The 22359-nt window shown below is 59.2% G+C and carries 18 protein-coding genes and 1 tRNA gene; 9 read left to right on the forward strand and 10 right to left on the reverse strand.

Annotated features, from left to right (window positions below):
• The first annotated feature begins 110 nt into the window (after positions 1-110).
• Complete coding sequence (ssb, locus tag DI396_RS05225) at positions 111-602, forward strand: single-stranded DNA-binding protein (protein WP_110795122.1); 492 nt, start codon at positions 111-113, stop codon at positions 600-602.
• An 89-nt stretch (positions 603-691) separates the two neighbouring features.
• Here the strand turns inward: ssb and DI396_RS16585 are convergent, their stop codons facing one another.
• Complete coding sequence (locus tag DI396_RS16585) at positions 692-829, reverse strand: hypothetical protein (RefSeq protein WP_204362797.1); 138 nt, start codon at positions 827-829, stop codon at positions 692-694.
• A 46-nt stretch (positions 830-875) separates the two neighbouring features.
• Between DI396_RS16585 and DI396_RS05230 the strand changes: the two genes are divergently transcribed.
• Together DI396_RS05230 and typA are read left to right on the forward strand one after the other, a co-directional pair.
• Positions 876-1898, forward strand: a complete 1023-nt coding sequence (locus DI396_RS05230; protein ID WP_110795123.1) for a lipid II:glycine glycyltransferase FemX — start codon at positions 876-878, stop codon at positions 1896-1898.
• An 83-nt stretch (positions 1899-1981) separates the two neighbouring features.
• Positions 1982-3805, forward strand: coding sequence for a translational GTPase TypA (gene typA / locus DI396_RS05235; protein ID WP_110795124.1), 1824 nt, complete (start codon positions 1982-1984; stop codon positions 3803-3805).
• Between the two features lie 73 nt (positions 3806-3878).
• Here the strand turns inward: typA and DI396_RS05240 are convergent, their stop codons facing one another.
• The 3 genes from DI396_RS05240 to recA all read right to left on the reverse strand — a co-directional run bounded on the left by DI396_RS05240 (position 3879) and on the right by recA (position 8062).
• Positions 3879-4166, reverse strand: coding sequence for a DUF1330 domain-containing protein (locus tag DI396_RS05240; protein ID WP_110795125.1), 288 nt, complete (start codon positions 4164-4166; stop codon positions 3879-3881).
• A 4-nt stretch (positions 4167-4170) separates the two neighbouring features.
• Positions 4171-6813 (reverse strand): alanine--tRNA ligase, encoded by a 2643-nt coding sequence (alaS, locus tag DI396_RS05245; RefSeq protein ID WP_110795126.1) that lies wholly within the window; start codon positions 6811-6813, stop codon positions 4171-4173.
• Positions 6814-6970: 157 nt separating this feature from the next.
• Positions 6971-8062 carry a recombinase RecA gene (gene recA / locus DI396_RS05250; RefSeq protein WP_110795127.1) on the reverse strand — a complete coding sequence of 364 codons (1092 nt, stop codon included), beginning with the start codon at positions 8060-8062 and terminating at the stop codon, positions 6971-6973.
• A 195-nt stretch (positions 8063-8257) separates the two neighbouring features.
• On the opposite strand from recA, the gene DI396_RS05255 reads away from it, so the two are divergent.
• Positions 8258-8851 carry a gamma-glutamyl kinase gene (locus DI396_RS05255; RefSeq protein WP_110795128.1) on the forward strand — a complete coding sequence of 198 codons (594 nt, stop codon included), beginning with the start codon at positions 8258-8260 and terminating at the stop codon, positions 8849-8851.
• Positions 8852-8860: 9 nt separating this feature from the next.
• On the opposite strand, the gene DI396_RS05260 is transcribed toward DI396_RS05255, so the two are convergent.
• The 3 genes from DI396_RS05260 to guaB all read right to left on the reverse strand — a co-directional run bounded on the left by DI396_RS05260 (position 8861) and on the right by guaB (position 14094).
• A complete protein-coding gene (locus tag DI396_RS05260; protein ID WP_110795129.1) occupies positions 8861-11164 on the reverse strand; it encodes an ATP-binding protein in 2304 nt (767 codons plus the stop codon).
• Between the two features lie 234 nt (positions 11165-11398).
• Positions 11399-12583, reverse strand: coding sequence for an RsmB/NOP family class I SAM-dependent RNA methyltransferase (locus tag DI396_RS05265; RefSeq protein WP_110795130.1), 1185 nt, complete (start codon positions 12581-12583; stop codon positions 11399-11401).
• A 62-nt stretch (positions 12584-12645) separates the two neighbouring features.
• On the reverse strand, positions 12646-14094 hold the full coding sequence (guaB, locus tag DI396_RS05270; protein ID WP_110795131.1) for an IMP dehydrogenase: 1449 nt from the start codon (positions 14092-14094) through the stop codon (positions 12646-12648).
• Between the two features lie 242 nt (positions 14095-14336).
• Here guaB and DI396_RS05275 point away from each other — a divergent pair, with 242 nt between their 5' ends.
• The 3 genes from DI396_RS05275 (at position 14337) to DI396_RS05285 (ending at position 17893) form a co-directional block, all read left to right on the forward strand.
• Positions 14337-16403 carry an ASKHA domain-containing protein gene (locus tag DI396_RS05275; RefSeq protein ID WP_110795132.1) on the forward strand — a complete coding sequence of 689 codons (2067 nt, stop codon included), beginning with the start codon at positions 14337-14339 and terminating at the stop codon, positions 16401-16403.
• Positions 16404-16683: 280 nt separating this feature from the next.
• Positions 16684-16757, forward strand: a tRNA-Gly gene (locus DI396_RS05280).
• A 65-nt stretch (positions 16758-16822) separates the two neighbouring features.
• Positions 16823-17893 carry an AbrB family transcriptional regulator gene (locus DI396_RS05285; RefSeq protein ID WP_110795133.1) on the forward strand — a complete coding sequence of 357 codons (1071 nt, stop codon included), beginning with the start codon at positions 16823-16825 and terminating at the stop codon, positions 17891-17893.
• On the opposite strand, the gene DI396_RS05290 is transcribed toward DI396_RS05285, so the two are convergent.
• The 3 genes from DI396_RS05290 to DI396_RS05300 all read right to left on the reverse strand — a co-directional run bounded on the left by DI396_RS05290 (position 17890) and on the right by DI396_RS05300 (position 21106).
• Positions 17890-19707 carry an ABC-F family ATP-binding cassette domain-containing protein gene (locus DI396_RS05290; protein ID WP_110795134.1) on the reverse strand — a complete coding sequence of 606 codons (1818 nt, stop codon included), beginning with the start codon at positions 19705-19707 and terminating at the stop codon, positions 17890-17892. The genes DI396_RS05285 and DI396_RS05290 overlap by 4 nt on opposite strands.
• An 87-nt stretch (positions 19708-19794) precedes the next feature.
• Positions 19795-20526 (reverse strand): GNAT family N-acetyltransferase, encoded by a 732-nt coding sequence (locus DI396_RS05295; RefSeq protein ID WP_110795135.1) that lies wholly within the window; start codon positions 20524-20526, stop codon positions 19795-19797.
• 127 nt (positions 20527-20653) lie between these two features.
• On the reverse strand, positions 20654-21106 hold the full coding sequence (locus DI396_RS05300) for an outer membrane protein assembly factor BamE (protein WP_110795136.1): 453 nt from the start codon (positions 21104-21106) through the stop codon (positions 20654-20656).
• Positions 21107-21335: 229 nt separating this feature from the next.
• Between DI396_RS05300 and DI396_RS05305 the strand changes: the two genes are divergently transcribed.
• Positions 21336-21908, forward strand: coding sequence for a YceD family protein (locus tag DI396_RS05305; protein WP_110795137.1), 573 nt, complete (start codon positions 21336-21338; stop codon positions 21906-21908).
• A gap of 230 nt (positions 21909-22138) precedes the next feature.
• On the forward strand, positions 22139-22345 hold the full coding sequence (rpmF, locus tag DI396_RS05310; RefSeq protein ID WP_110795138.1) for a 50S ribosomal protein L32: 207 nt from the start codon (positions 22139-22141) through the stop codon (positions 22343-22345).
• Positions 22346-22359 lie beyond the last annotated feature (14 nt).

The raw sequence follows: 22359 nt of genomic DNA on the forward strand, positions 1-22359 counted from the left end.
TGCCTGCACCGCGCCGGGAATTGCTCCCTGAAATTGCCCATTGCCGCCCGCCCCCCAAGATGGTGTAACTTACCCTTCAAGAGAGACAAGATTCTGCGGGAGGCTCACGCATGGCCGGTTCGGTTAACAAAGTAATTCTCATCGGCAATTTGGGGCGTGATCCCGAGGTGCGCACATTCAGCAACGGCGGCAAGGTTTGCAATCTGCGCATTGCGACCTCCGAGACCTGGAAAGACAAAAACACCGGCGAGCGCAAGGAACGCACCGAATGGCATTCGGTGGCGATTTTCCAAGAGGGTCTCGTTCGGATCGCCGAGCAATATCTGCGCAAAGGCTCGAAAGTCTACATCGAAGGCAAATTGCAAACCCGCAAATGGCAGGATCAATCCGGCGCGGATCGCTATTCCACCGAAGTGGTACTGCAAGGTTTCGACGGCGTATTGACCATGCTCGACGGGCGCAATGACAACAGTGGCGGCCAAGGCGGCAATTATGGTGGCCCCTCCTCGGGCGGCGATTATGGCGGATCGAGCAGCAGCTCGGGCGGTGATTTCGGCGGCGGCGCGCCCTCGCGCGACATCGACGACGAAATCCCGTTCTAAAACCTCTGGCCCCGCGCCAAAATGGCCAAGCGCCGCGACCGACACCTTGCAAAGAACCGTCCCGCCATTGGGCGGTTCTTTTGTATTGATTACACCACCAATGAAACCAACGCCGCCAAGGCAAAGGGCACCGACAGCAGGCACGCCAACAGCAGCGCCGCCCATAGGGTCGGGCGCGGTCCGGGGGCGGTTTTCCCGAAAACTGCAGTGGAAGACTGGCGTTTCATATCCGCATTAACCACGTTTTAGGTTTTCAAAGGCTTAACTCGGCCCATGTCCCATCGTGCCGCCGACGCTGCTAACACCCGATCTGACCATAAATTTGACATTGACTGGCACCCTGCCCGTCGATGCCCTCTGCCTGCGGGCGCAGAGCTGGCGCCGCTGCAACAACATCCCGCCTATGCCGCCGCGCTGACCCAGTCCTCGAGCGCAAGCGTTCACGATATGCGCGCGGCGTTGATCCATCACGGTGGCCGCGTGGTCGGGCGGGCACAACTGTTGTTGCGGCATCTGCCGGTGCTTGGTCCCGTTGCCTATCTGCCGCGCGGGCCACTGTGGTGCGATGCGGTGCCTGAAAGCGTGAAACATCAAGCCCTGCGCGCCCTGCGCTCCTCGCTGCGCGCGGCGGGCGTGCCTTCGCGGATCTGGCTTGCCAATGCCGAGGATGCGGCTGGCGCGGATCATCTGGCCCGCATCGGGTATCTGCCTGTCATCACGCCGCAATATGTCGCGGAGATCGACCTTTCCGGCGATCAAGACACCCGCCTCGCCGCGCAACACGGCAAATGGCGCAACCGGCTGCGCCATGCCCAAACGCAAGCTTTGCATGTCGCCCACCGCCCCTTGAACCCTGCGCAAGACGGGTGGCTTTTGGCGGCAGAGACCGTGCAACAGGGTGTCAAAGGTTACCGTGCCCTGCCCGCCGCCTTTGCGGCGCAATATCCCAACGATCAAACCCGTCTGTTTTTGGCTGAAAACCGCGGCGAGGTGATTGCCGCCATGTTGATCTTGCGCCACGGCGCAGCCGCCAGTTACCACATCGGATGGAGCAGCAACGCGGGAAGATCGGTCTCGGCGCATAATCTGCTGCTCTGGCAAGCCTCCAATTGGCTGGCGCGCAAGGGTGTGCTACGATTTGACCTCGGGTCGGTGGACACCGATGCTGCCGCCGGGTTGGCCCGCTTCAAACTGGGTGCAGGGGCCGATTTGCGCGCCCTCGGGCCAACCATGCTCTATACGCCGTCCGTCGCCCATCTGGGCAAGATCAGGGGCCATCTTAAGCACGCGGCGTGAAATCGCACGGTTTCGCGGCTTTCCCTCTGGTTTTTTCTGCGGATGCAGTATAGGCGGCTGAACGAACAACCAAAGGGACCCCCATGGACCTGCGCAATATCGCCATTATCGCCCACGTTGACCACGGCAAAACCACGCTTGTGGACGAACTTTTGAAACAATCCGGTGTTTACCGCGAAAACCAAGCCACGACCGAACGTGCGATGGACAGCAATGACCTCGAGCGCGAGCGCGGGATCACCATTCTGGCCAAAGCCACGTCGGTCGAATGGGGCGGCCACCGCATCAACATCGTCGACACCCCCGGCCACGCCGATTTCGGCGGCGAAGTGGAGCGCATTTTGTCGATGGTGGACGGCGTTGTCCTCTTGGTGGATGCCGCCGAAGGCCCGATGCCACAAACCAAATTCGTGACATCCAAGGCGCTTGCGCTTGGTCTGCGCCCGATCGTTGTGCTGAACAAAGTTGACAAGCCCGACGCCGAGCCCGACCGCGCGCTTGACGAATGCTTTGATTTGTTCGCCTCGCTGGGTGCCAATGACGATCAACTTGACTTCCCGCATATGTATGCCTCGGGCCGCAATGGTTGGGCCGATATGGAACTCGACGGACCGCGCAAGGATTTGACCGCCCTGTTCGAAATGGTGCTCAAACATGTGCCCGCGCCTGCGCAATTGTCGCGCCGGGACGAGCCCTTTACTATGCTCGCGACCACTTTGGGTGCCGATCCGTTCATCGGGCGCCTGCTCACAGGCCGTGTCGAAAGCGGCACGCTCAAAGCCGGCGACAGCCTCAAAGCCGTCAGCCGCGATGGCACCTTGATCGAAACCTTCCGCGCCACGAAAATTCTGGCCTTCCGCGGTCTGTCGCAGCAACCGATTGATGTCGCCGAAGCCGGCGACATTGTCTCGATCGCGGGCATGACCAAAGCCACCGTCGCCGACAGCCTTCTGGATCCTTCGGTGAACGAACCTTTGCCGGCGCAACCGATTGATCCGCCCACCATCACGGTGACCTTTGGCATCAACGACAGCCCCCTTGCAGGCCGCGATGGCAAAAAGGTCCAGTCCCGTGTCATCCGTGACCGGTTGATGAAGGAAGCTGAATCCAACGTTGCGATCAAAATCTCCGACACGCCCGGCGGCGAGGCCTTCGAAGTTGCGGGCCGCGGCGAATTGCAAATGGGTGTTTTGATCGAAAACATGCGCCGCGAAGGATTCGAATTGTCGATCTCGCGCCCGCAGGTTCTCTTCCAAGAAGGCGAGAATGGCGAACGCCTTGAGCCGGTCGAAGAAGTCACCGTCGATGTGGATGATGAATACTCCGGCGCCGTGATTGAAAAACTCACCGGACCGCGCAAAGGCGATCTGGTCGAGATGAAGCAAAACGCCGGTAAAACCCGCATCGTCGCCCATGTGCCGTCGCGCGGATTGATCGGCTATCATGGCGAGTTTCTGACCGACACCCGCGGCACCGGCGTTCTCAACCGCGTGTTCCATTCCTGGGCCCCGCACAAAGGTCCGATCCCCGGACGCCGTGCCGGTGTTCTGATTTCGATGGAAAACGGCCAATCGGTCGCCTACGCATTGTGGAACCTCGAAGATCGCGGCAAAATGTTCATCGGTGCGCAGGCCGACGTTTACACCGGCATGATCATCGGCGAACACAGCCGTGAAAACGATCTCGAAGTGAACCCGCTCAAAGGCAAGAAGCTGACCAACGTGCGGGCCTCCGGCACCGACGAAGCGGTCCGTTTGACCACGCCTGTGACCCTCTCTTTGGAAGAGGCGATTGCCTATATCGACAATGACGAATTGGTCGAAGTGACGCCGAATTCGATCCGGATGCGCAAACGCTATCTCGACCCGCACGAGCGCAAGCGGAACGCCAAACTCTCCGGTCAGTAAAATCCGGTGAAACCCATAAAAACGGGGGCCAATCGGCCCCCGTTTTGCATTTCCACATCAATGGTGAAAAGGCTTATTCGTCGATCTCGACGACCATCAATTCGCGTTCAGATGCACCGCGCGCATGGCTTAACGCCTCTTGATAGGCCTCGGAATGGTAACATTTTTCCGCATCCTCGATCGATGGGAACCGCGCCACAACATTGCGCGCGCGTTCCTTACCTTCAAGCTGCACGAACCGCCCGCCACGGGCCATAAATGCGCCGCCATGCGCCGCAATCGCGGGGCCGGCCAATGCGGCGTATTTGGCATAGGCTTCGGGGTCTGTCACCGTGACATGGGCAATCCAGAGTGCGGTCATCTATCTATCCTTTGATCAGAGCTTCGACAGCGGCAATCGCCGCTTCTGCGTTGCTGGCATCTTTCGCGCCGCCTTGGGCCATATCGGGGCGGCCACCGCCGCCCTTCCCGCCAAGTTCCGGCACAGCCGCCTGCACCATCGCCACCGCCGACAAACGGTCGGTCAAATCATCGGTCACGCCGGCGGCAACGGCCACCTTATCGCCATCCGCGATCAACAAAACCGCGCCCGAGCCGAGCTTGGCCTTATGTTCCGCAATCAGCGCGGGCAGATCTTTGCCCGTCACGCCTTGAAGCACCTGCGCCATAAATTTCGTGCCGCTGATCTCTTTGACTTCGGCATCCGATCCGCCCGCCATCGCCAATTCACGGCGCAACTGCGCAACCTCATTGCTGAGTGCCTTGCGCTCGTCGAGCAATCCCTGCACCCGCTCGACAATCATTGCCGGTTGGGTTTTGAGCATTCCTGACAATGCCGTGATCCGGGCGGTTTCATCTTGAAGATAGGCAAAGGCCGCCTGCCCGGTCAACGCTTCGATCCGCCGCACGCCTGCGCTTGAGGCGCCTTCGGCAATGATCACACAAAGTCCGATATCACCGGTTTGCTTGACATGGGTGCCGCCACAAAGCTCGAGGGAATAGGTGCTTCCGTCCAAACCCTTACCGGTATTGGCGCGGCCCATCGATACGACGCGCACTTCGTCGCCGTATTTCTCGCCGAACAAAGCCTGTGCGCCCAATTCGCGCGCATCATCCGGCGTCATGATACGGGTTTCGACGGCGGTGTTCTGGCGGATATAGTCGTTCACATCCGCGCCGATCTTAATCAATTCTGCCTCGCTGACCGGAGCGTTATGGGAGAAATCAAAGCGCAAGCGATCCTCTGCATTGAGCGATCCGCGCTGCGCCACGTGGGTGCCGAGCGTTTCGCGCAATGCCTCATGAAGCAAATGCGTCGCCGAATGGTTGGCACGGATGGCGCTGCGCCGCTCGTGGTCAACCAGCAACCGCGCGCCTTCGCCTTTGGCAATCTCCCCCTCGACCACTTCGGCAAAATGGATAAACACATCCGCCGATTTACGGGTGTCGGTGATTTTTGCCACGCCCGTGTCGGTGCGAAGCACGCCGGTATCACCAACCTGCCCACCGCTTTCTGCATAAAACGGCGTTTGGTTCACGGCGATTTGCACCGTCTCGCCGACTTTGGCCGAGGGCACTGCGGCCCCCTCTTTGACCAGCGCCACAATCTGCCCTTCCGCGCTTTCCGTGTCATATCCGAGGAATTCGGTGGTGCCGGATTCGCGCGCAATATCGAACCAAATCTCGGCATCCGCCGCCTCGCCCGAGCCCGACCAAGCCGCGCGCGCCTTGGCACGTTGCTCTTCCATCGCGGCGTCAAACCCTTCGGTGTCCACCTCGCGGCCTTTTTCACGCAATGCATCCTGTGTCAGATCAAGCGGAAATCCGTAGGTGTCATAGAGTTTAAACGCTGCGGCCCCCGGCAAAGCCGCGCCTTCCGCCAGGTCCGACAATTCATCATCGAGCAGTCGCAAACCACGATCAAGCGTTTGTTTGAAACGGGTTTCTTCCAGCTTCAATGTCTCTTCAATCAGGCTCTGCGCCTGGCGCAATTCCGTATAATGCCCACCCATCTGGTTGACCAAAGCCGGCACCAAACGGTGCATCACCGGATCTTTTGCACCAAGCAAATGCGCATGACGCATGGCGCGGCGCATAATCCGGCGCAGCACATAACCGCGCCCTTCATTCGACGGCATCACCCCGTCAGCAATCAAGAAAGAGGTCGACCGGAGATGATCCGCAATCACGCGATGATGCACATTCCCGGGGCCATCGGGATCTTGGCTGGTGACATGTGCCGAGGCTTCGATGAGAGCACGCATCAGATCGGTATCGTAATTGTCATGTTTGCCCTGAAGCAGCGCACCAATCCGTTCCAACCCCATGCCGGTATCAATGGATTGCATGTCGAGTGCCCGCATCGAGCCATCCTCGAACTGTTGGTTTTGCATGAAAACCACGTTCCAGATTTCAATAAAACGGTCGCCATCCTCATCCGCAGATCCGGGAGGACCACCCCAAATATGATCGCCGTGGTCATAGAAAATTTCGGAGCAAGGACCGCAAGGACCGGTCGGCCCCATTTGCCAAAAATTATCCGAAGTGGCGATGCGGATAATCCGGTCTTCGGGCACGCCGAGTTTCTTCCAGATTTCGAAAGCTTCATCATCGGTATGGTAGACCGTGGTGAGCAAACGGTTCTTATCAATGCCAAAATCTTTGGTCAAAAGCTCCCATGCAAACGGGATGGCTTCGGTTTTGAAATAGTCGCCAAAGCTGAAATTTCCGAGCATCTCAAAAAATGTGTGGTGGCGCGCGGTGTAGCCGACATTATCGAGGTCGTTATGCTTCCCCCCGGCGCGCACACATTTCTGGGCTGACGTCGCCCGCACATAGTCGCGCTTTTCAACGCCGGTAAAGCAGTTTTTGAACTGCACCATGCCGGAGTTGGTGAACATCAATGTCGGATCATTGCGCGGTACAAGCGGCGAGCTGTCCACAATTTGATGCCCTTGACGGGCAAAATAATCGAGGAAGGTCGAGCGAATGTCGTTGAGCGAGGCCATGAGGTACTTTCCAGCAAATGCGAGCGTTTGGGATGATTTATCTGCCCCCGCGCCGCATGTCCACTGCAACAGTGTTTACCGGATCACCGGCACAAGCACCGGCCATGATTAAGGCCGCCTTACGCGGCGGCCTTAATGTAAAACAATGACGTTTAGATCAGGATTCAAACATCTCATCACCATCACTGCCAGTGTCGCCGCCGCCTTCATGCTCCATATCGAACTCAAGCCCATGCGCCGCGCGGATCTTGTCTTCGATCTCCATCGCCATCGGGCCGTTTTCTTTCAAAAACACTTTGGCATTCTCGCGCCCTTGTCCGATGCGCTCATCGCCATAGGAGTACCAACTGCCGGATTTATCGACGACACCCGCCTTAACGCCAAGATCGAGAAGCTCGCCGGTTTTCGAAATACCTTCGCCATACATGATATCAAATTCCACCTGCTTGAAGGGTGGCGCAACTTTGTTCTTCACCACTTTCACGCGGGTAGAGTTGCCCACCACTTCATCGCGGTCCTTGAGCGAACCAATCCGGCGAATATCCAACCGCACGGATGAATAAAACTTGAGCGCATTGCCGCCGGTTGTGGTTTCGGGGCTTCCGAACATCACGCCAATTTTCATCCGAATCTGGTTGATGAAAATCACCATGCAATTGGAGCGGCTAATCGAGCCGGTCAGCTTACGCATGGCCTGGCTCATCAAACGCGCATGTACGCCGACCGAGCTATCGCCCATTTCGCCTTCCAACTCGCTCTTCGGGGTCAGGGCCGCGACCGAATCGACAACGACCATGCTCACCGCGCCGGACCGCACCAACGTATCGACGATCTCCAAGGCCTGCTCGCCCGTATCAGGTTGCGAGATCAAAAGCTCGTCCACATTGACGCCAACCCGTTTGGCATATTGCGGGTCCAATGCATGTTCTGCATCGACAAAGGCGCAAACTCCGCCCTTTTTTTGCTCCTCGGCAACGCAATGCAGCGTCAAGGTGGTTTTCCCGGAGCTTTCGGGCCCATAGATCTCTACAATCCGGCCTTTCGGCAATCCGCCAATCCCAAGGGCAATATCCAAGCCAAGAGAACCGGTCGAGGTCGCTTCGATATCGGGCAAGGCGCTGCCATCCCCGAGCTTCATGATCGACCCCTTGCCAAATTGGCGTTCGATTTGCGCCAGCGCACTGTCGAGCGCCTTTTGCTTGTCCGCTTGTTTCTTGCTGTCCATTTTTGAAAGCTCTGCCGTTGCCATATCTGTTTATTCCTTATTCCATACCCAGCCGCGCGCGGCAATCTTGCATGATGTTCCAGCCTTGTTCTCGATCAATATGAGATCAAAAAGAGAACATTTCAATCGAAATCTTTTCTTCCACTCTATTTTTTGCCGTGCCAAACCGTTAGTTTACAGCAAATGAACGCGCCGCACGCAGGGAGCAAGATCCGGTAAATGTTGATATTTTCCAAAGCAAAGCTGGTGTTCCTGTCGATGCCAAAGACCGGAACAACCGCCTATGAAACCGCGCTGTCCCCCTTTGCTTCGCAATATGTCTGCGACCCGCCCGAGCTGAAACATGCGCCGGTCTATCGCTACAACCGGTTTTTCCGGCCGATGTTGGAGAAATTCGTCTCGCCCGACATTGAGACCCTGGCCGTCGTGCGTGAACCGATCGATTGGCTCGGCAGCTGGTATCGCTACCGCCACCGTCCCTTCCTTGCCGGGAAGCCGACATCGACCGCAGGCATGAGTTTTGATGCCTTTGTGCAGGCCTATTGCAAGGGCAGCCGCCCCGCCTTTGCCAATGTTGGATCACAGGTCAATTTCGTCAAACCGCAACCCAATGGCACCAAGGTGGACCATCTGTTCCGCTATGAGAACCAATCGGGATTGTTGACGTTTCTCGAAGAACGCCTCGGGATAAAAATCGAATTGGCCCGCGAGAATGTCTCGCCTGCCATGCCATTGAGCCTGTCGCCCGAGGTCGAGGAAAAGCTGCGCCGCAAATGCGCCGAAGAGTTCGAACTTTGGGAAAGCATCACATAAACGCGCGCATCACGCTGCGCGCGGATCGACCACCATTTGGCGTTGCACGGTTTCCGTCAGCTCATTGAGCGAGAACGGTTTGGGAAGGAACACCGAATTGGCGATGCGTTTCTGGTTGTCGCCAAAGCTTTCCTCGGCATAGCCAGAGACAAAGACCACGCGCACATCTGGGCGCATCTTGAGCGCCTCGCGCACCCACGTCGGCCCATCCATCCCCGGCATCACCACATCGGTTACAAAGACATCAACGCGCAAATCGGCTTCTTCCAACACTTTGAGCGCCTCTTCGGCGGAATCCGCCTCCAGCACTGTAAAGCCGCGCATTTTCAACGCGCGCGACGCAAAGGCCCGCACCGGGGCTTCGTCCTCGACCAACAAGACCACACCGTCAGCGGCCTCATTCTCTTCGGGCTGCACCTTCTCCACCTTCGGCACAGGCGCTGCCACCGGCAGCTCTTCGTTCACCGGCAGCAACAAGGTAAAGGTCGTCCCCTCGCCCGGTATGCTGTCGGCAAAGATAAACCCGCCGGTTTGTTTGATGATCCCGTAGGCCGTCGACAGACCCAATCCGGTGCCCTCGCCCGTGCGTTTGGTCGTGTAGAAAGGTTCGAACACTTTTTGCAACTTATCTGCGGGAATTCCGACCCCGACATCAATGACCTTCACACAGACATATTCACCCGGCGGCACCACCGCGCGATCCCGGTCCATCGGCGTCTCAAAATGCTTCGATGCGGTTTCGATGCGGATTTCTCCGCCCTCCGGCATCGCATCACGGGCATTTACCACAAGGTTCATCAGCACCTGCTCAAGCTGGCGTTTGTCGGCACGGATGGATGGCAACACCGGATCATGGCTGAGGGACAGGGTCACGCGTTCGCCCACCAAACGGTTCAGCAAATGGGTCAGGTCCGACAAGGTATCGCGCAGATCAAGCGTTTCAGGCCGCAAGGTTTGTTTGCGCGAGAAGGCCAATAGCTGCCCGACAAGCGCCGCCGCCCGGTTGGCATTCTGGTTGATCTGCACCAGATCTGCGTAATCGCTATCGCCCTGATCATGGCGCAACAACAGCAAATCACAATGTCCGGAAATCGCGGTCAAAAGATTGTTGAAATCATGCGCAACGCCGCCGGCCAATTGACCGATCGCCTGCATCTTTTGGCTTTGGACGAATTGCGCTTCGAGCGTTTTCAATTCGGTCGCATCATTCAGAACCGCGATCAAGGCCGGTTCGCCATCATCGGTGATCCGTTTTAACGTCACCTGCACAAAAACCTCTTTGTCCTCGCGGATCACCCGCAAGAATTCGCTGTGCTGCAACCCGCGCCCTGCTGCGGCTTCGCGCAGCCATTCCGAGATCGAGCGGCCCAGCCCCTCCATCAGGTTGGACATCAGCATCCCGTCAGAGCTTTGAATTCCCAAAAGTTGCCGCGCCTGCCGGTTCGACAACTGAACTTCGCCGCTATGGGCGATCTTCAACAACGGCACCGGCAGCTCTTCAATAAAGCTCCAGCCGCTGCTGCTTGTGTCCTGCTCTATGTCGGCACCCGGCAAGAGGATCAATTCGCGTCGCCCTGCGCTGGCGTCGACCTCGGTCACCAAACACGGCACAACACCGTCCGCCGTCGCCACATCATTGATCCGCCCGCGCCGCACCGGCAATTCGCAAAACACCCGGTCCAACGATTTCGACCGCTCGCCCACCAGACGCCGCGCCGCATCATTCATAAAGAGGATCGCATCATTGCGCCCGACGGTCAGCATCGGCAGGCTAAACCCGTCGGAAGGACGGGCCGTCGGCGCACGTTCCCCCATGCATTCGAGCCGCCATAGAAAGCTGTCCTCGCCGACCAGATGCACACCCAGCCGCATATGCCCCTTGCGGGTCACCACGTCTTCGCGTGCCGCGCCGCCGGCCTGTGCGCGGGTTTGCAACCGGAACAACACCGCACCCGGATTGCCAAAAATATCTGTCAGCACCCCGGCCAATGTGGTGGAATCCTTGCCACCAAATCGCGTCTGCGCCGCCGCATTGCGATGTATGATGGCGCCATCCCTGTCCGTGATAAAGCTGGCAGCGGCATCATGCTCGACAAACCCGGCGATGGTATCAAACACGCCCTTGCGCCCACGCGTGCCCCAGGCAGAGATCAGAACAATCACCACACAGAGGAAAAACAAGCTCCCCGCGATGAGAGAAAATCCCTTTTGTATCGTGGGGTTATCAAGCAAAAAGGACGCGCCGGCGAAGAACAGGGCCAACGACAACAACACCGCGATACGCGGTTTAATTCGTGACGACGCCCGCGTCATCGGACCGGGTGAAAGTGCGGTAAAGGCCACGTGTGTTTCCCATTTTTCGATTCTGCTCAATGCATTAGCAGCAAAAAACCTTAACGAGACCTTAAAAAAAGAGAAAGCCCTCGCACGAAAACACGTCAGGATTGCGCGCTAGAAAGCATGGCGAAACATAAAATATCGCATGCCCGCACGCCCCTATCGGCACGCATAGCAATAGGCACCGGGCCGCGCGCGGGGACGCTTCGCTCAGGAAATTGACGCCGCGTCGCGGGAGAATTGCGCGGTGAAAAAACCGTCCCCCCCATCAAGAAGCGTCCATGCCCGCTGCGCATTCACCGACCAACCGGGATGACGATGCAAAAATTCCGTCACCTGTGCGGTATTTTCCGGCTCCAGCATCGAACATGTGGCATAGGCCAACACCCCATCCGGCGCGACAAAATCCACTGCATGATCCAGAACCTCTGCCTGAATCGCGGTCAATTCGGCCAAACGTGCTTCGGTCAGGGCCCATTTGCCTTCGGGCGCGCGCCGCCATGCCCCCGACCCCGAACAGGGCGCATCGCAGAGCACCACATCAAACCCCGCCTCATTGGGCAGGTCTTCAGGCGCAACAACCGTGATCCGCGCCCCTGCCCGCGCCGCGCGATCCGGCAGGTCTTTCATCCGCTGCGGTGCGATGTCATGGGCGACAATCTGCGCCTCAGGGAAGGCTGCAGCCAAGGCCAGGGCTTTGCCACCGCCGCCCGCGCAGTAATCCAGAATGCGCGCCGGCGTTTGCCCCGACAATGCATCAATCACGGCTTGGCTCGCGCCGTCCTGCAATTCGACCAAACCGTCTTGATAGCTGCGCGATTGAGAAACCCGGCGCGCGCCATTGGTGACCACAATCGCGGTTGCCGAAATCTCATGCGCCTCCGCCTCGATCCCCTCTTCGGACAAAGCAGAAATCGCCGCATCGCGGGTGGTTTTCAGCCTATTGGTACGCAAGAACACCGGCGCACGGGCGCGGCTTGCTTCGGCCATCGCCTCCGCCGCATCGCCCAAAGAGGCGCGCCAGAGCGGCACCAACCACTCGGGCAGGTCAAGCCGCACGCCGTCACTTTGTGGAGCCTCCCCCGCCGCCTGTTCCGCGTCGCTCAACGGCGCGGGTGCATGGCCAATCCCCGAGAAAATATCATCCGGATCGATCCCTTGTGACCGGATCAACCCGAGCAGTATCCCCCGCCCCGTTTCGGCCCCGCCACGCACCGCCAAAGACCGCTTCGCCCGCAGCGCGCCGAACACATGATCGCGCACTGCGGCGCGGTCCTTGCTTCCGGCGAAACGCGAGTTGCGCGCCCAACCGAGTAAGGCCTTTTCCGCAGGCGCGCCCTCAAGGATCGAGTCGAAAATTTCAATCGCGGCTTGGACACGGGCAGCAGGGGTCATGGGGAAGCTCCTTCAATGAAAAAGGCCGCACGCGGCGGCCCCTTCCAAAACAGTTGATAGATTTATCCGATGCGGTAGTTCGGGCTTTCGCGGGTGATCTGCACGTCATGCACATGGCTTTCGGTCAAACCCGCACCGGTGATTTTCACGAAGGTGCAATTTTTGCGCATCTCCTCGACCGTGGCATTACCGGTATACCCCATAGCCGCGCGCAACCCGCCGATAAGTTGGTGCACCACCGTGCCTGCCGGGCCTTTGTAGGGCACTTGGCCCTCGATGCCTTCGGGCACCAATTTGTCCGAGGCTGCATCCTTTTGGAAATAGCGATCCGCCGATCCACGCGCCATGGCGCCAAGGCTGCCCATGCCGCGATAGGATTTGAACGAGCGGCCTTGATAGAGGATCACTTCACCGGGGCTTTCATCCGTGCCCGCGATCATGCTGCCGACCATGGCACAAGACGCGCCCGCGGCAATGGCTTTGGCAAAATCGCCCGAGAATTTGATGCCGCCGTCCGCGATCACCGGCACGTCGCCTGCGGCTTTGGCGCAATCCATGATCGCCGTGAGCTGCGGCACGCCGACGCCCGCAACCATCCGCGTGGTGCAAATCGATCCCGGCCCGATGCCGACCTTGACCGCATCCGCCCCCGCATCGATCAACGCCTTGGTCGCATCAGCAGTCGCCACATTGCCGGCGATGATCTGCACCCCGCTGGACAGGTTCTTGACGCGGGTGACCGCTTCGATCACCCCTGCGGAATGGCCATGCGCCGTGTCGATGACCACAATATCGACGCCCGCTGCAATCAAGGCTTCGGTGCGTTCAAAGCCGGAATCACCCACAGACGTCGCCGCCGCCACGCGCAAACGACCAAGGTCGTCTTTGCACGCTGTCGGGTTCAGGACCGCTTTTTCGGTATCCTTCAACGTCAACAGACCGGTCAATTTTCCGGTGTCGTCCGTGACAAGCAATTTCTCGATCCGCCGCTCTTTCATCATACCGATCGCTTGATCACGGTCCGCAGGTTCGCGCAGGATCGAAAGATTGTCCGACGTCATCATTTTTGCCACGGGCGTGTCGTCCGATGTGGCGAACCGCATATCGCGGTTGGTCAGGATGCCGACCACCCGGCCCGCTTCGTCCACCACCGGAAAACCGGTAAAGTTATAACGTTCGATCAACGCCTTGGCATCGGCCAATGTTTGATTGGGTGTCAGCGTCACCGGGTTGTAAACAATACCGCTTTCGAACCGTTTGACGCGGCGGACCTCGCGGGCCTGTTGTTCAACATCCAAATTCTTGTGGATCACACCAATACCGCCCGCCTGCGCCATGGTGATCGCCATACGCGATTCCGTGACCGTATCCATAGCCGAACTCAAAAGCGGAATATTCATCGCAATACCGCGTGTCACGCGTGTACGCGTGTCCGCCGTTGAGGGCAGCACGCTGGACGCGGCAGGAACAAGCAAAACATCATCGAAGGTCAGTGCCTCACGAATCTCCATTTGGGTCTCTCCATGGCAAGATCGTTTGACGCCTCCCTATTGCACTAATGCGACTTGGGGGAAAGCCTTAATTGCACAGTGACACGGCGCGGGTACTCTATGTCGGCACGGGTTTCCCCCGGTATGGCGGCGCCCCTCCGCTGCGATGCCGCTAAAGGCGAAAAATATGCCAACCCCTTGTCGCCTCCGGCCTGTTTGCGGCATATGGTGCCTTTCGCAGCGCGCGCAAAAAGGACGACGTTATGACAGGCCAACCGAGCACTCCCCGCCCCACCAGCACCGATCCACTTGTCATTTTCATGCCCTCGGGCAAACGCGGGCATTTCGCCGTCGGCACACCTGTGCTGACCGCCGCGCGGCAATTGGGCGTTGATCTCGACAGCGTTTGCGGCGGGCGCGGGATTTGCTCGAAATGCCAGATCCAGCCAAGCTTTGGCGCATTTTCCAAACATGGTGTGACCTCGCGCGAGGATGCCCTGTCGCCCTTTAATGCGGTCGAGCAACGCTATGATGACAAACGCGGGCTCAAAGCCGGCCGCCGTTTGGGATGTCAGGCCACGATCCAAGGCGATGTGGTCATCGATGTGCCCGCCGAAAGCCAGGTCCACAAACAAGTGGTGCGCAAAGCGGCGGCTGTCCGCGATATCATCATGGATCCCGCGACGCGGCTTTACGTGATCGACGTGGCCGAACCCGATATGCATGACCCGACAGGAGATTTGCAACGGATCGAAAAAGCGCTTCAAGATCAGTGGAATATCCAACATATCTCATGTGCGCCATCGCTTTTTCCACGCCTGCAAACGGTGCTGCGCAAAGGCAAATGGCAAGTCACCGCCGCGCTGCATAAAACCGCGGCCGATGCCACGCCAGAATTGATCGATCTTTTTGCCGATCTGCCCGAAACTGGCCTTTATGGCCTTGCGATTGACCTTGGCTCGACCACCATCGCCGCGCATCTATGTAGCCTTGAGGACGGGCGCGTCATTGCCTCCTCCGGCCTGATGAACCCGCAAATCCGCTTTGGCGAAGACCTGATGAGCCGCGTGTCCTATGCGATGATGAACCCCGCCGGCGCCGCCGAAATGACTGCGGCCGTGCGCGAGGCGCTGAGTAATCTGGCCGCCGAAATCATCAGCGACGGCCAAGTCGATCCCGCCCTCGTGACCGAAGCAACCATCGTGTGCAATCCGGTGATGCACCACCTTTTGCTGGGCATTGATCCGACCGAATTGGGGCAAGCACCCTTTGCGCTCGCCACCTCGGATGCGCTCAATCTCGCGGCCTCGGACCTCGCCTTTACCGGCATGAACCCACGGGCCAACATCTATATCCTGCCCTGTATTGCGGGGCATGTCGGGGCCGATGCCGCCGCCGTCGCCCTTTCCGAAGAACCGCATAAATCCAACGAGTTGTCGCTCATTGTTGATGTTGGAACCAATGCCGAAATCCTGCTCGGTGACAAAACCCGTGTCTTGGCCTGCTCCTCTCCGACCGGTCCCGCATTCGAGGGGGCGCAAATCTCGTCCGGACAACGCGCCGCCCCCGGCGCGATTGAACGGGTGCATATCGACCCCGACACCAAAGAACCGCGTTTTTCCGTCATCGGATGCGATCTGTGGTCCGATGAGGACGGCTTTGCCGAAGCCATCGCCACCACCGGCGTCACCGGCATTTGTGGCTCCGGCATCATCGAAGCCGTGGCGGAAATGCGTCTTGCCGGATTGGTCGATGCGGCAGGGTTGATCGGTAGCCCCGCGCAGACCGGCACCGCACGCGCCGTGCCCACGGGGCGCACCCATGAATACCTCATCTTTGACGGGACCGAGGCAAACGGCCCCCGTATCACCGTCACCCAAGGCGACATCCGCGCCATTCAATTGGCCAAATCGGCGCTTTATGCCGGGGCGCGGCTTTTGATGGACGAAATTGGCGTTGATCACGTGGACCGCGTGGTATTGGCAGGGGCCTTTGGGGCGCATATTTCGCCCAAACATGCGATGATCCTTGGCATGATCCCCGATGCGCCGCTCGACAAAGTCACCTCGGCTGGCAACGCCGCAGGCACCGGCGCGCGCATCGCGCTCTGCTCACTCTCGGCACGCGCCGAAGTCGAAGCCTTAGTCCATCGCATCACCAAAGTCGAAACCGCCATCGAGCCGCGTTTTCAGGAGCATTTTGTCGCCGCCAATGCCATCCCCCACGCCACCGCGCCCTACCCGCATCTGCCGCCCCTGCCGCAGGTCAGCTTTAACAGCGGCGGACGCGATAACGGCGGCGCAGGCCGGCGGCGCAGACGGGCCAAATAACGCAAGCCGCCACGCAGCCAAGGCCAACACAGCACGGAACAGCGCCGCGGACATAAAATTCCAGAAGCGGACAGCAGTGCCGACCAAACCACCACCCGTTGGCCTATGACATTGTTTCGCGGCGCAGGCGCTTGAACATGCTGCGCACGATCCAACGGTGAGCAATACCGGCAACATGTAAATGCCGCCGCCCCGCCCATCTCACCGCTCTCTTCTCGCACCGCGCAGGCGCAATCGCTCTTGACGCCCCTGCCGCCGCGCCCTAATCCAACGACGGAGCGCGGGTATGGTGAAATGGTATCATGCGAGCTTCCCAAGCTTAAGGTGCGGGTTCGATTCCCGCTACCCGCTCCACGTTCGGCCCATGCCGCGCCCCGTCCGCGCCGCCGACCTTTGGTCTTTAGGGCCACGGAGACCCGATGCCGCCCATTCCGACTGCCTTACGTGTGACCCCTATGTTGATCGCCCTTGGCGCGTCCGGCGGGTTTGCGGCGAAATGGATCGGGTTGCCGCTGCCTTTCATGCTCGGCTCGATGCTGACCGTGGCGCTGTTGGCGACTTTCAAAGGCAACTGGATCCCCGAAGGCTTTAAGTTTCCTGAAAACTTCCGCGCCGGATTTATCGCCTTGATCGGATTGATGATCGGGGCGCAGGTGACGCCGGAGCTGTTCAAACAAATCCCGACCATGGCGGTCAGCCTCGCCATGATCACCCTGTTTGTCGGGCTGGCGCAGGCTGTGAACTACGTAATTTTTCGCAAGATTGGCCGCTACGATCCGGCCACTGCGTTTTTCTGTGGCTCTCCTGGCGGGTTGATCGAAGCCATCACTTTGGGCGAAGAGGCCGGCGCGGATATTCGCGCGCTGATCTTGCAACAATTCTTGCGCATCATCATGGTGGTGTCGCTTTTACCGGTGGGCCTGTCGCTCTATCACGGCACCCCCGTGGGCAGCTCGGGCGGCGCAACCATGGCGCGCGGGGCGACCGACCTTGCACATTTGGTCCCACTGATCGCCATCGCCATCGCCGGTGTTTTTCTGGGCCGGCGGTTGCATCTACCGGCGGGGCAATTGACCGGCCCTCTGGTCCTTGGGGCGCTCCTGTCACTGAGCGGGATTTACGCCGTTGATCTGCCGCAATGGTTGGTCAATCTGGCGCAAATCATCGTCGGCACATCCCTGGGCACCCGATTTGCAGGGATCGGCCACCGGATGCTGGCCAAGGGTTTGGTATTGGCGTTGCTTTCCTCGGGGGCGATGATGGCCATGGGCGCGGCCATGGCGGCGGCAATTGTGCCGCTGACCGGCGAGAATTTCGAGGTTCTGCTGATTTCCTTTGCCCCCGGCGGGGTCACGGAAATGGCGCTTGTGGCGTTGTCACTCTCGGCCAATCCGGCCTATGTGACCTTGCACCATCTTTACCGGATCACCCTGACGGTGGTCATGCTTGGCACGGCGGCCAAACGGATGTTCCCCAAATCCGGCCCCTAGGCGCCGGCTTTCTCTTCCAGATCCAGCCACTCTTCTTCCGCCGCCGCCAGAGCCTGCTGACGTTCGGCCAATGCCTCGGAGCCTTTGGCAAATTTCACCGGCTCTTTGGCATAGAGGTCCGGCGCGGCAAGAAAGACCTCCAACTTGGCGATCTCGGCCTCCAGACGCTCGATCTCGGCGGGCAAAGCCTCAAGCCGGTGCTTTTCGGTGAAGCTGAGCCCTGATTTACCGGGTTTTGCTGTCTCGGCTGACTTGCCGGATTTCTTCGCGTTCTCCGGTTTGGCCGGTTTCGCCTCGGCGACCATCGCTGCCTTTTGCGCCTGATAATCCGACCAGCCGCCGGCATAGACCACGGCGCGCCCGTCGCCTTCCATCGCCACGGTGGTCGCCGCCACACGGTCCAGAAAATCACGGTCGTGGCTGACCAAAAGAACCGTGCCGTCATAGCTATCGAGCAGCTCTTGCAACAGGTCCAATGTCTCGACATCCAAATCATTGGTCGGCTCGTCAAGCACCAGAACATTGCTTTCACGCGCCAAAAGCTTTGCCAGCAAAAGCCGCGCCTTTTCTCCGCCCGAAAGTGACCGCACCGCAGCGCGGGCCTGCCCCTCGTCAAAGAGGAATTCTTTAAGGTATCCAACCACATGCTTGGGCGCGCCGCGCACCATCACCTGATCCGCCTTGCCAGACACACGCATGTCGGGATCGCCCGTGAGGCTCTCCCAAAGGGTCATATCAGGATCCAGTTGCGCCCGCGCTTGATCGAACACCGCGACCTCAAGGTTGGTGCCAAGCTTGACCGTGCCGCTGTCGGGCGGCTCTTTGCCCAAAAGCATGTTGAGCAATGTGGTTTTACCGGTGCCATTCGGCCCAACAAAAGCAATGCGGTCCCCGCGCAGCACCGTCAAAGAGAAATCCGACACGATGGTTTTATCGCCAAAAGCTTTACGCAATCCCTCGGCTTCGATCACCTTGCGGCCCGATTTCGGCCCTGCCTCGATGGCCATGGCTGCTGCGCCTTGGCGTTTGATTTGCGCCCCGCGTTCGGCCCGCAAATCTTGCAAGGCGCGCACGCGGCCCTGATTGCGTTTGCGCCGCGCCGAAATACCCTCGACCGCCCAACGGGCCTCGGATTTGATCTTCCGGTCGAGTTTATGGCGCTGCATATCCTCGTCCTCCCAGATCTTGTCGCGCCACGCCTCGAAGCCGTCAAAACCGGTTTCCTGACGCCGCACCGTGCCCCGATCAACCCACAAGGTCGCGCGGGTGAGCGCGCGTAAGAACGCACGGTCATGCGATATCAACACATAGCCCGCGCGGGTCTGGCTCAATTCGGATTCGAGCCATGCAATCGCTTCGATATCCAAATGGTTGGTCGGCTCGTCGAGCAGCATGAGTTCGGGCGCTTCGGCCATAAGTTTCGCCAAAGCTGCGCGGCGGCGTTCCCCGCCCGATGCGGTGGATACCGCGCGGTCGGGATCAAATTTCAAACCCTCACCGGCCATTTCAACGCGGTACATTTCCGACGGATCCAGTGCCGAACAGGCGTAATCGCCAAGCGTGGCAAACCCTTCCATCGTCGGGTCTTGCTCCATGTATCCGACCGACACCCCGGGGGATAAGATCACACCGCCGCTGTCTGCTTCGACCAATCCGGCCATGACTTTCATCAATGTGGATTTTCCCGATCCGTTGCGCCCGACAAGCGCCACGCGATCAGAGGGGTGAACCACCAGGGACAGATCGGCGAAAATCGGATCGCCGCCATAGGTGAGAGAAATATCGGTGAGTTGGAGAAGGGGTGTGCGTGCCATGAGCGCGAGGTAATCGCGCACCCGAGCGCCGTCAAGTCGCGAGTGCGCCGACCGGCAAGATTGACCGAACCGCAGCCAGCCCTTGCGCTACCGCGCCACCGCCCGCAACAAACGTTTGCGCGCCGGCGGGATGGATTTAATTTCAAGCCCGGTAAACACGTGCAGCGTGTTCATATGGTTGTCCACCACCGCGTGATCCGACACCCACCCCCCCATCAGCAAATAAGTGCGCAACAACGGCGGCATGCGCAACATCGCCTTTTTCGCATCGGGTTTGCGGCGCAGTTTTTTGGCGAATTGGAACACGGCGGGCGCCTTGACCCGAGGCAACCAGCGTTTCGGGGCCAGATGCCGCGCCTTGAGCATGGCAAAAGCGTCGAGGTAATCCTTGGTCTCGGTCCCCGCAAAGGATGAACACCCGCAGAGCAATTCAACACCGTTGTCATCGACATATTGCGTCATTGCCGCCCATGCGACGCGCAAAATATCCCCGTCGCGTGCATCGGGATGGATGCAAAAACGGCCCATTTCGACAATCGGCCCCTCAAAATCCAACAAGGCGTCAAGATCATAGAATTGCGCCGCATAGCTGCGCCCGATTTCCGCGCCACCGGTCAGCGGCAAGAAGCGGAAACAACACACCACGGCATCCTCGCGGTTGTCTTCGATCAGGATATGCGTGCAAATCGCGTCGAAATCATCGATGTCGCACTCCGCGCCGGTGCCAAAGGCCAAAGCCCGCAATGCCTGCGCCGCCGCCACGTCTTGCGGTGCCTGCGCGATCCGCGCCCGATACCGCCCCTTGTTTAATGCCAGCACTGCGCCATCCCCGCGATTGTCGCCTTGAAACTAGTCCTGCGGGATCTATCACACAAGATGTGACAAAGCGGTGACGCGAAACACCAAAGATCGCCGGCGCTTATGGCAGCGGAACAATCGCGGTGTCTTATTGCAAGAAGCTGTCGGCGCTGAATTTACCCAGATTGCCCAAAAGCTGACGCAGGAAGCTCTTGCCCTCGACCGAGGATGAGGTCACGCGGCGCGAGATCGGCACGATTTTGCCATCGGCCAGCGTAAAGCGTTCGATATTAGCGACGCGGTCCTCATCATCAAAGCTGATCGCCAGAACCGTGCGATCAATCACTTCGGGCTTTTTGATACCATACCGGCGGATGTGGCTTTCCACGTAATACAGATCACCCCCTTCGAGAACGCCCGCCACAGTTGGCGCGCCGAACATGTCATAAACCGCATCGCGCCCGTCCACGCCTACGGTCAATTGCGACAACTCGTCATCGGTTGGGGTATATCCGTGTTTGCGCACCATCGGCGCACAGGCCGCCAAGGTACAGATCAACACGCCGATCATCGCATATTTCGCGCTGAAAACTCTGCCCATTTCATCTGCCCTCTTGCTTTGGCCTTGCTTTGACCCTGTCTGGCTTTTATCTCGCTTACAGAAGGAACGCCGACCTTTCAAGAATACTTCTTCTTGTGTGCAAAGACCAGCACCCCTCCACATAGGCCATTTTGCCGCCAAGCGTGCCCTGCCGCGCCGCGGTCCGATCCGCCAAACCCGTCTAATCCGCCACCCGAATGACCATCCGACCTACCACAGGAGCCGCCCGATGACCGACTTTGCCCCTTCTCCAAAATCCACCGCCATACGGGTTTCGTCGTTAAAGGCGAACCAAACCAAAACATTCGCCCTCACCCCGGAACAGGCCGAAATGACCGCTTTGGCGAAGGAACTGGGGCTGTCCGGCCTGCGCAAGCTGAGCTTCAAGGGTGAAATCAACGCGGATGGCAAACGCGACTGGCTGTTGACCGCGCGCCTTGGCGCCACGGTCACGCAACCCTGCGTGGTGACGCTGGAACCGGTGACCACACGGATCGACACCGATGTGGCCCGGCGGTTTTCCCCCGATTTCGACGAAGCCCTTGTGGTCGATCCCGACGAAGAGGAGGTCGAAATGCCCGAAGACGAAACATTGGAACCTTTGGGCGAAGTGATCGACCCCGCCGCCGTGATGGTCGAAGCATTGGCACTGGCGCTGCCGCTCTACCCGCGCAAAGACGGCGCACATCTGGGCGAAGCGGTCTTTACCGCACAGGGTGTCGCGCCAATGACCGAGGAAAAAACCAAACCCTTCGCCGGCCTCGCCGCGCTCAAGGCGCAAATGGACGGCGGCGGCGACTAACCTGCAACCGCCGCCACCAAACCGGCGGCTTTTTCATCATCCGCCAGGCCGCCCCTACTCACGGCCTGCGATTGGCGCGCACAAAAGAATCTCTTGCACAATGACGATTTCGCAGTATTTTCGCGCCCTCATCCGAATTTAGTGTTGGACTTGGCGCTCGTGACAGATTATGTGCCGCCAACACCTGTGAAACTGGGCCATGCGGCCCCTAGAAAACCGAGGGTTGCGACATGGCTGTCCAGCAGAACAAAGTATCGAAATCGCGCCGCAACAACCGCCGCGCACATGACGCATTGGTTGCGGCGAACCCCAACGAATGCCCCTCCTGCGGTGAATTGAAACGCCCGCACCACGTTTGCCCGTCCTGTGGCAACTACGCCGACCGCGAAGTCATCGCGATGGCGGACGAGGTTGATCTGGACGACGACGCGGCATAATCGCCCGAAGGGAC

Source organism: Litorivita pollutaquae (genome assembly GCF_003205515.1).
Lineage (GTDB): Bacteria > Pseudomonadota > Alphaproteobacteria > Rhodobacterales > Rhodobacteraceae > Litorivita > Litorivita pollutaquae.

Coding starts and splice junctions, on each gene's coding strand:
- recA (WP_110795127.1), bottom strand. CDS start 8,062: ATGGCAACGGCAGAGCTTTCAAAAATGGACAGCAAGAAACAAGCGGAC.
- DI396_RS05230 (WP_110795123.1), top strand. CDS start 876: ATGTCCCATCGTGCCGCCGACGCTGCTAACACCCGATCTGACCATAAA.
- DI396_RS05290 (WP_110795134.1), bottom strand. CDS start 19,707: ATGGCACGCACACCCCTTCTCCAACTCACCGATATTTCTCTCACCTAT.
- DI396_RS05240 (WP_110795125.1), bottom strand. CDS start 4,166: ATGACCGCACTCTGGATTGCCCATGTCACGGTGACAGACCCCGAAGCC.
- ssb (WP_110795122.1), top strand. CDS start 111: ATGGCCGGTTCGGTTAACAAAGTAATTCTCATCGGCAATTTGGGGCGT.
- DI396_RS05260 (WP_110795129.1), bottom strand. CDS start 11,164: ATGACGCGGGCGTCGTCACGAATTAAACCGCGTATCGCGGTGTTGTTG.
- DI396_RS05305 (WP_110795137.1), top strand. CDS start 21,336: ATGACCGACTTTGCCCCTTCTCCAAAATCCACCGCCATACGGGTTTCG.
- DI396_RS05275 (WP_110795132.1), top strand. CDS start 14,337: ATGACAGGCCAACCGAGCACTCCCCGCCCCACCAGCACCGATCCACTT.
- DI396_RS16585 (WP_204362797.1), bottom strand. CDS start 829: ATGAAACGCCAGTCTTCCACTGCAGTTTTCGGGAAAACCGCCCCCGGA.
- DI396_RS05255 (WP_110795128.1), top strand. CDS start 8,258: ATGTTGATATTTTCCAAAGCAAAGCTGGTGTTCCTGTCGATGCCAAAG.
- DI396_RS05285 (WP_110795133.1), top strand. CDS start 16,823: ATGCCGCCCATTCCGACTGCCTTACGTGTGACCCCTATGTTGATCGCC.
- rpmF (WP_110795138.1), top strand. CDS start 22,139: ATGGCTGTCCAGCAGAACAAAGTATCGAAATCGCGCCGCAACAACCGC.
- DI396_RS05265 (WP_110795130.1), bottom strand. CDS start 12,583: ATGACCCCTGCTGCCCGTGTCCAAGCCGCGATTGAAATTTTCGACTCG.
- alaS (WP_110795126.1), bottom strand. CDS start 6,813: ATGGCCTCGCTCAACGACATTCGCTCGACCTTCCTCGATTATTTTGCC.
- typA (WP_110795124.1), top strand. CDS start 1,982: ATGGACCTGCGCAATATCGCCATTATCGCCCACGTTGACCACGGCAAA.
- DI396_RS05300 (WP_110795136.1), bottom strand. CDS start 21,106: ATGGGCAGAGTTTTCAGCGCGAAATATGCGATGATCGGCGTGTTGATC.
- guaB (WP_110795131.1), bottom strand. CDS start 14,094: ATGGAGATTCGTGAGGCACTGACCTTCGATGATGTTTTGCTTGTTCCT.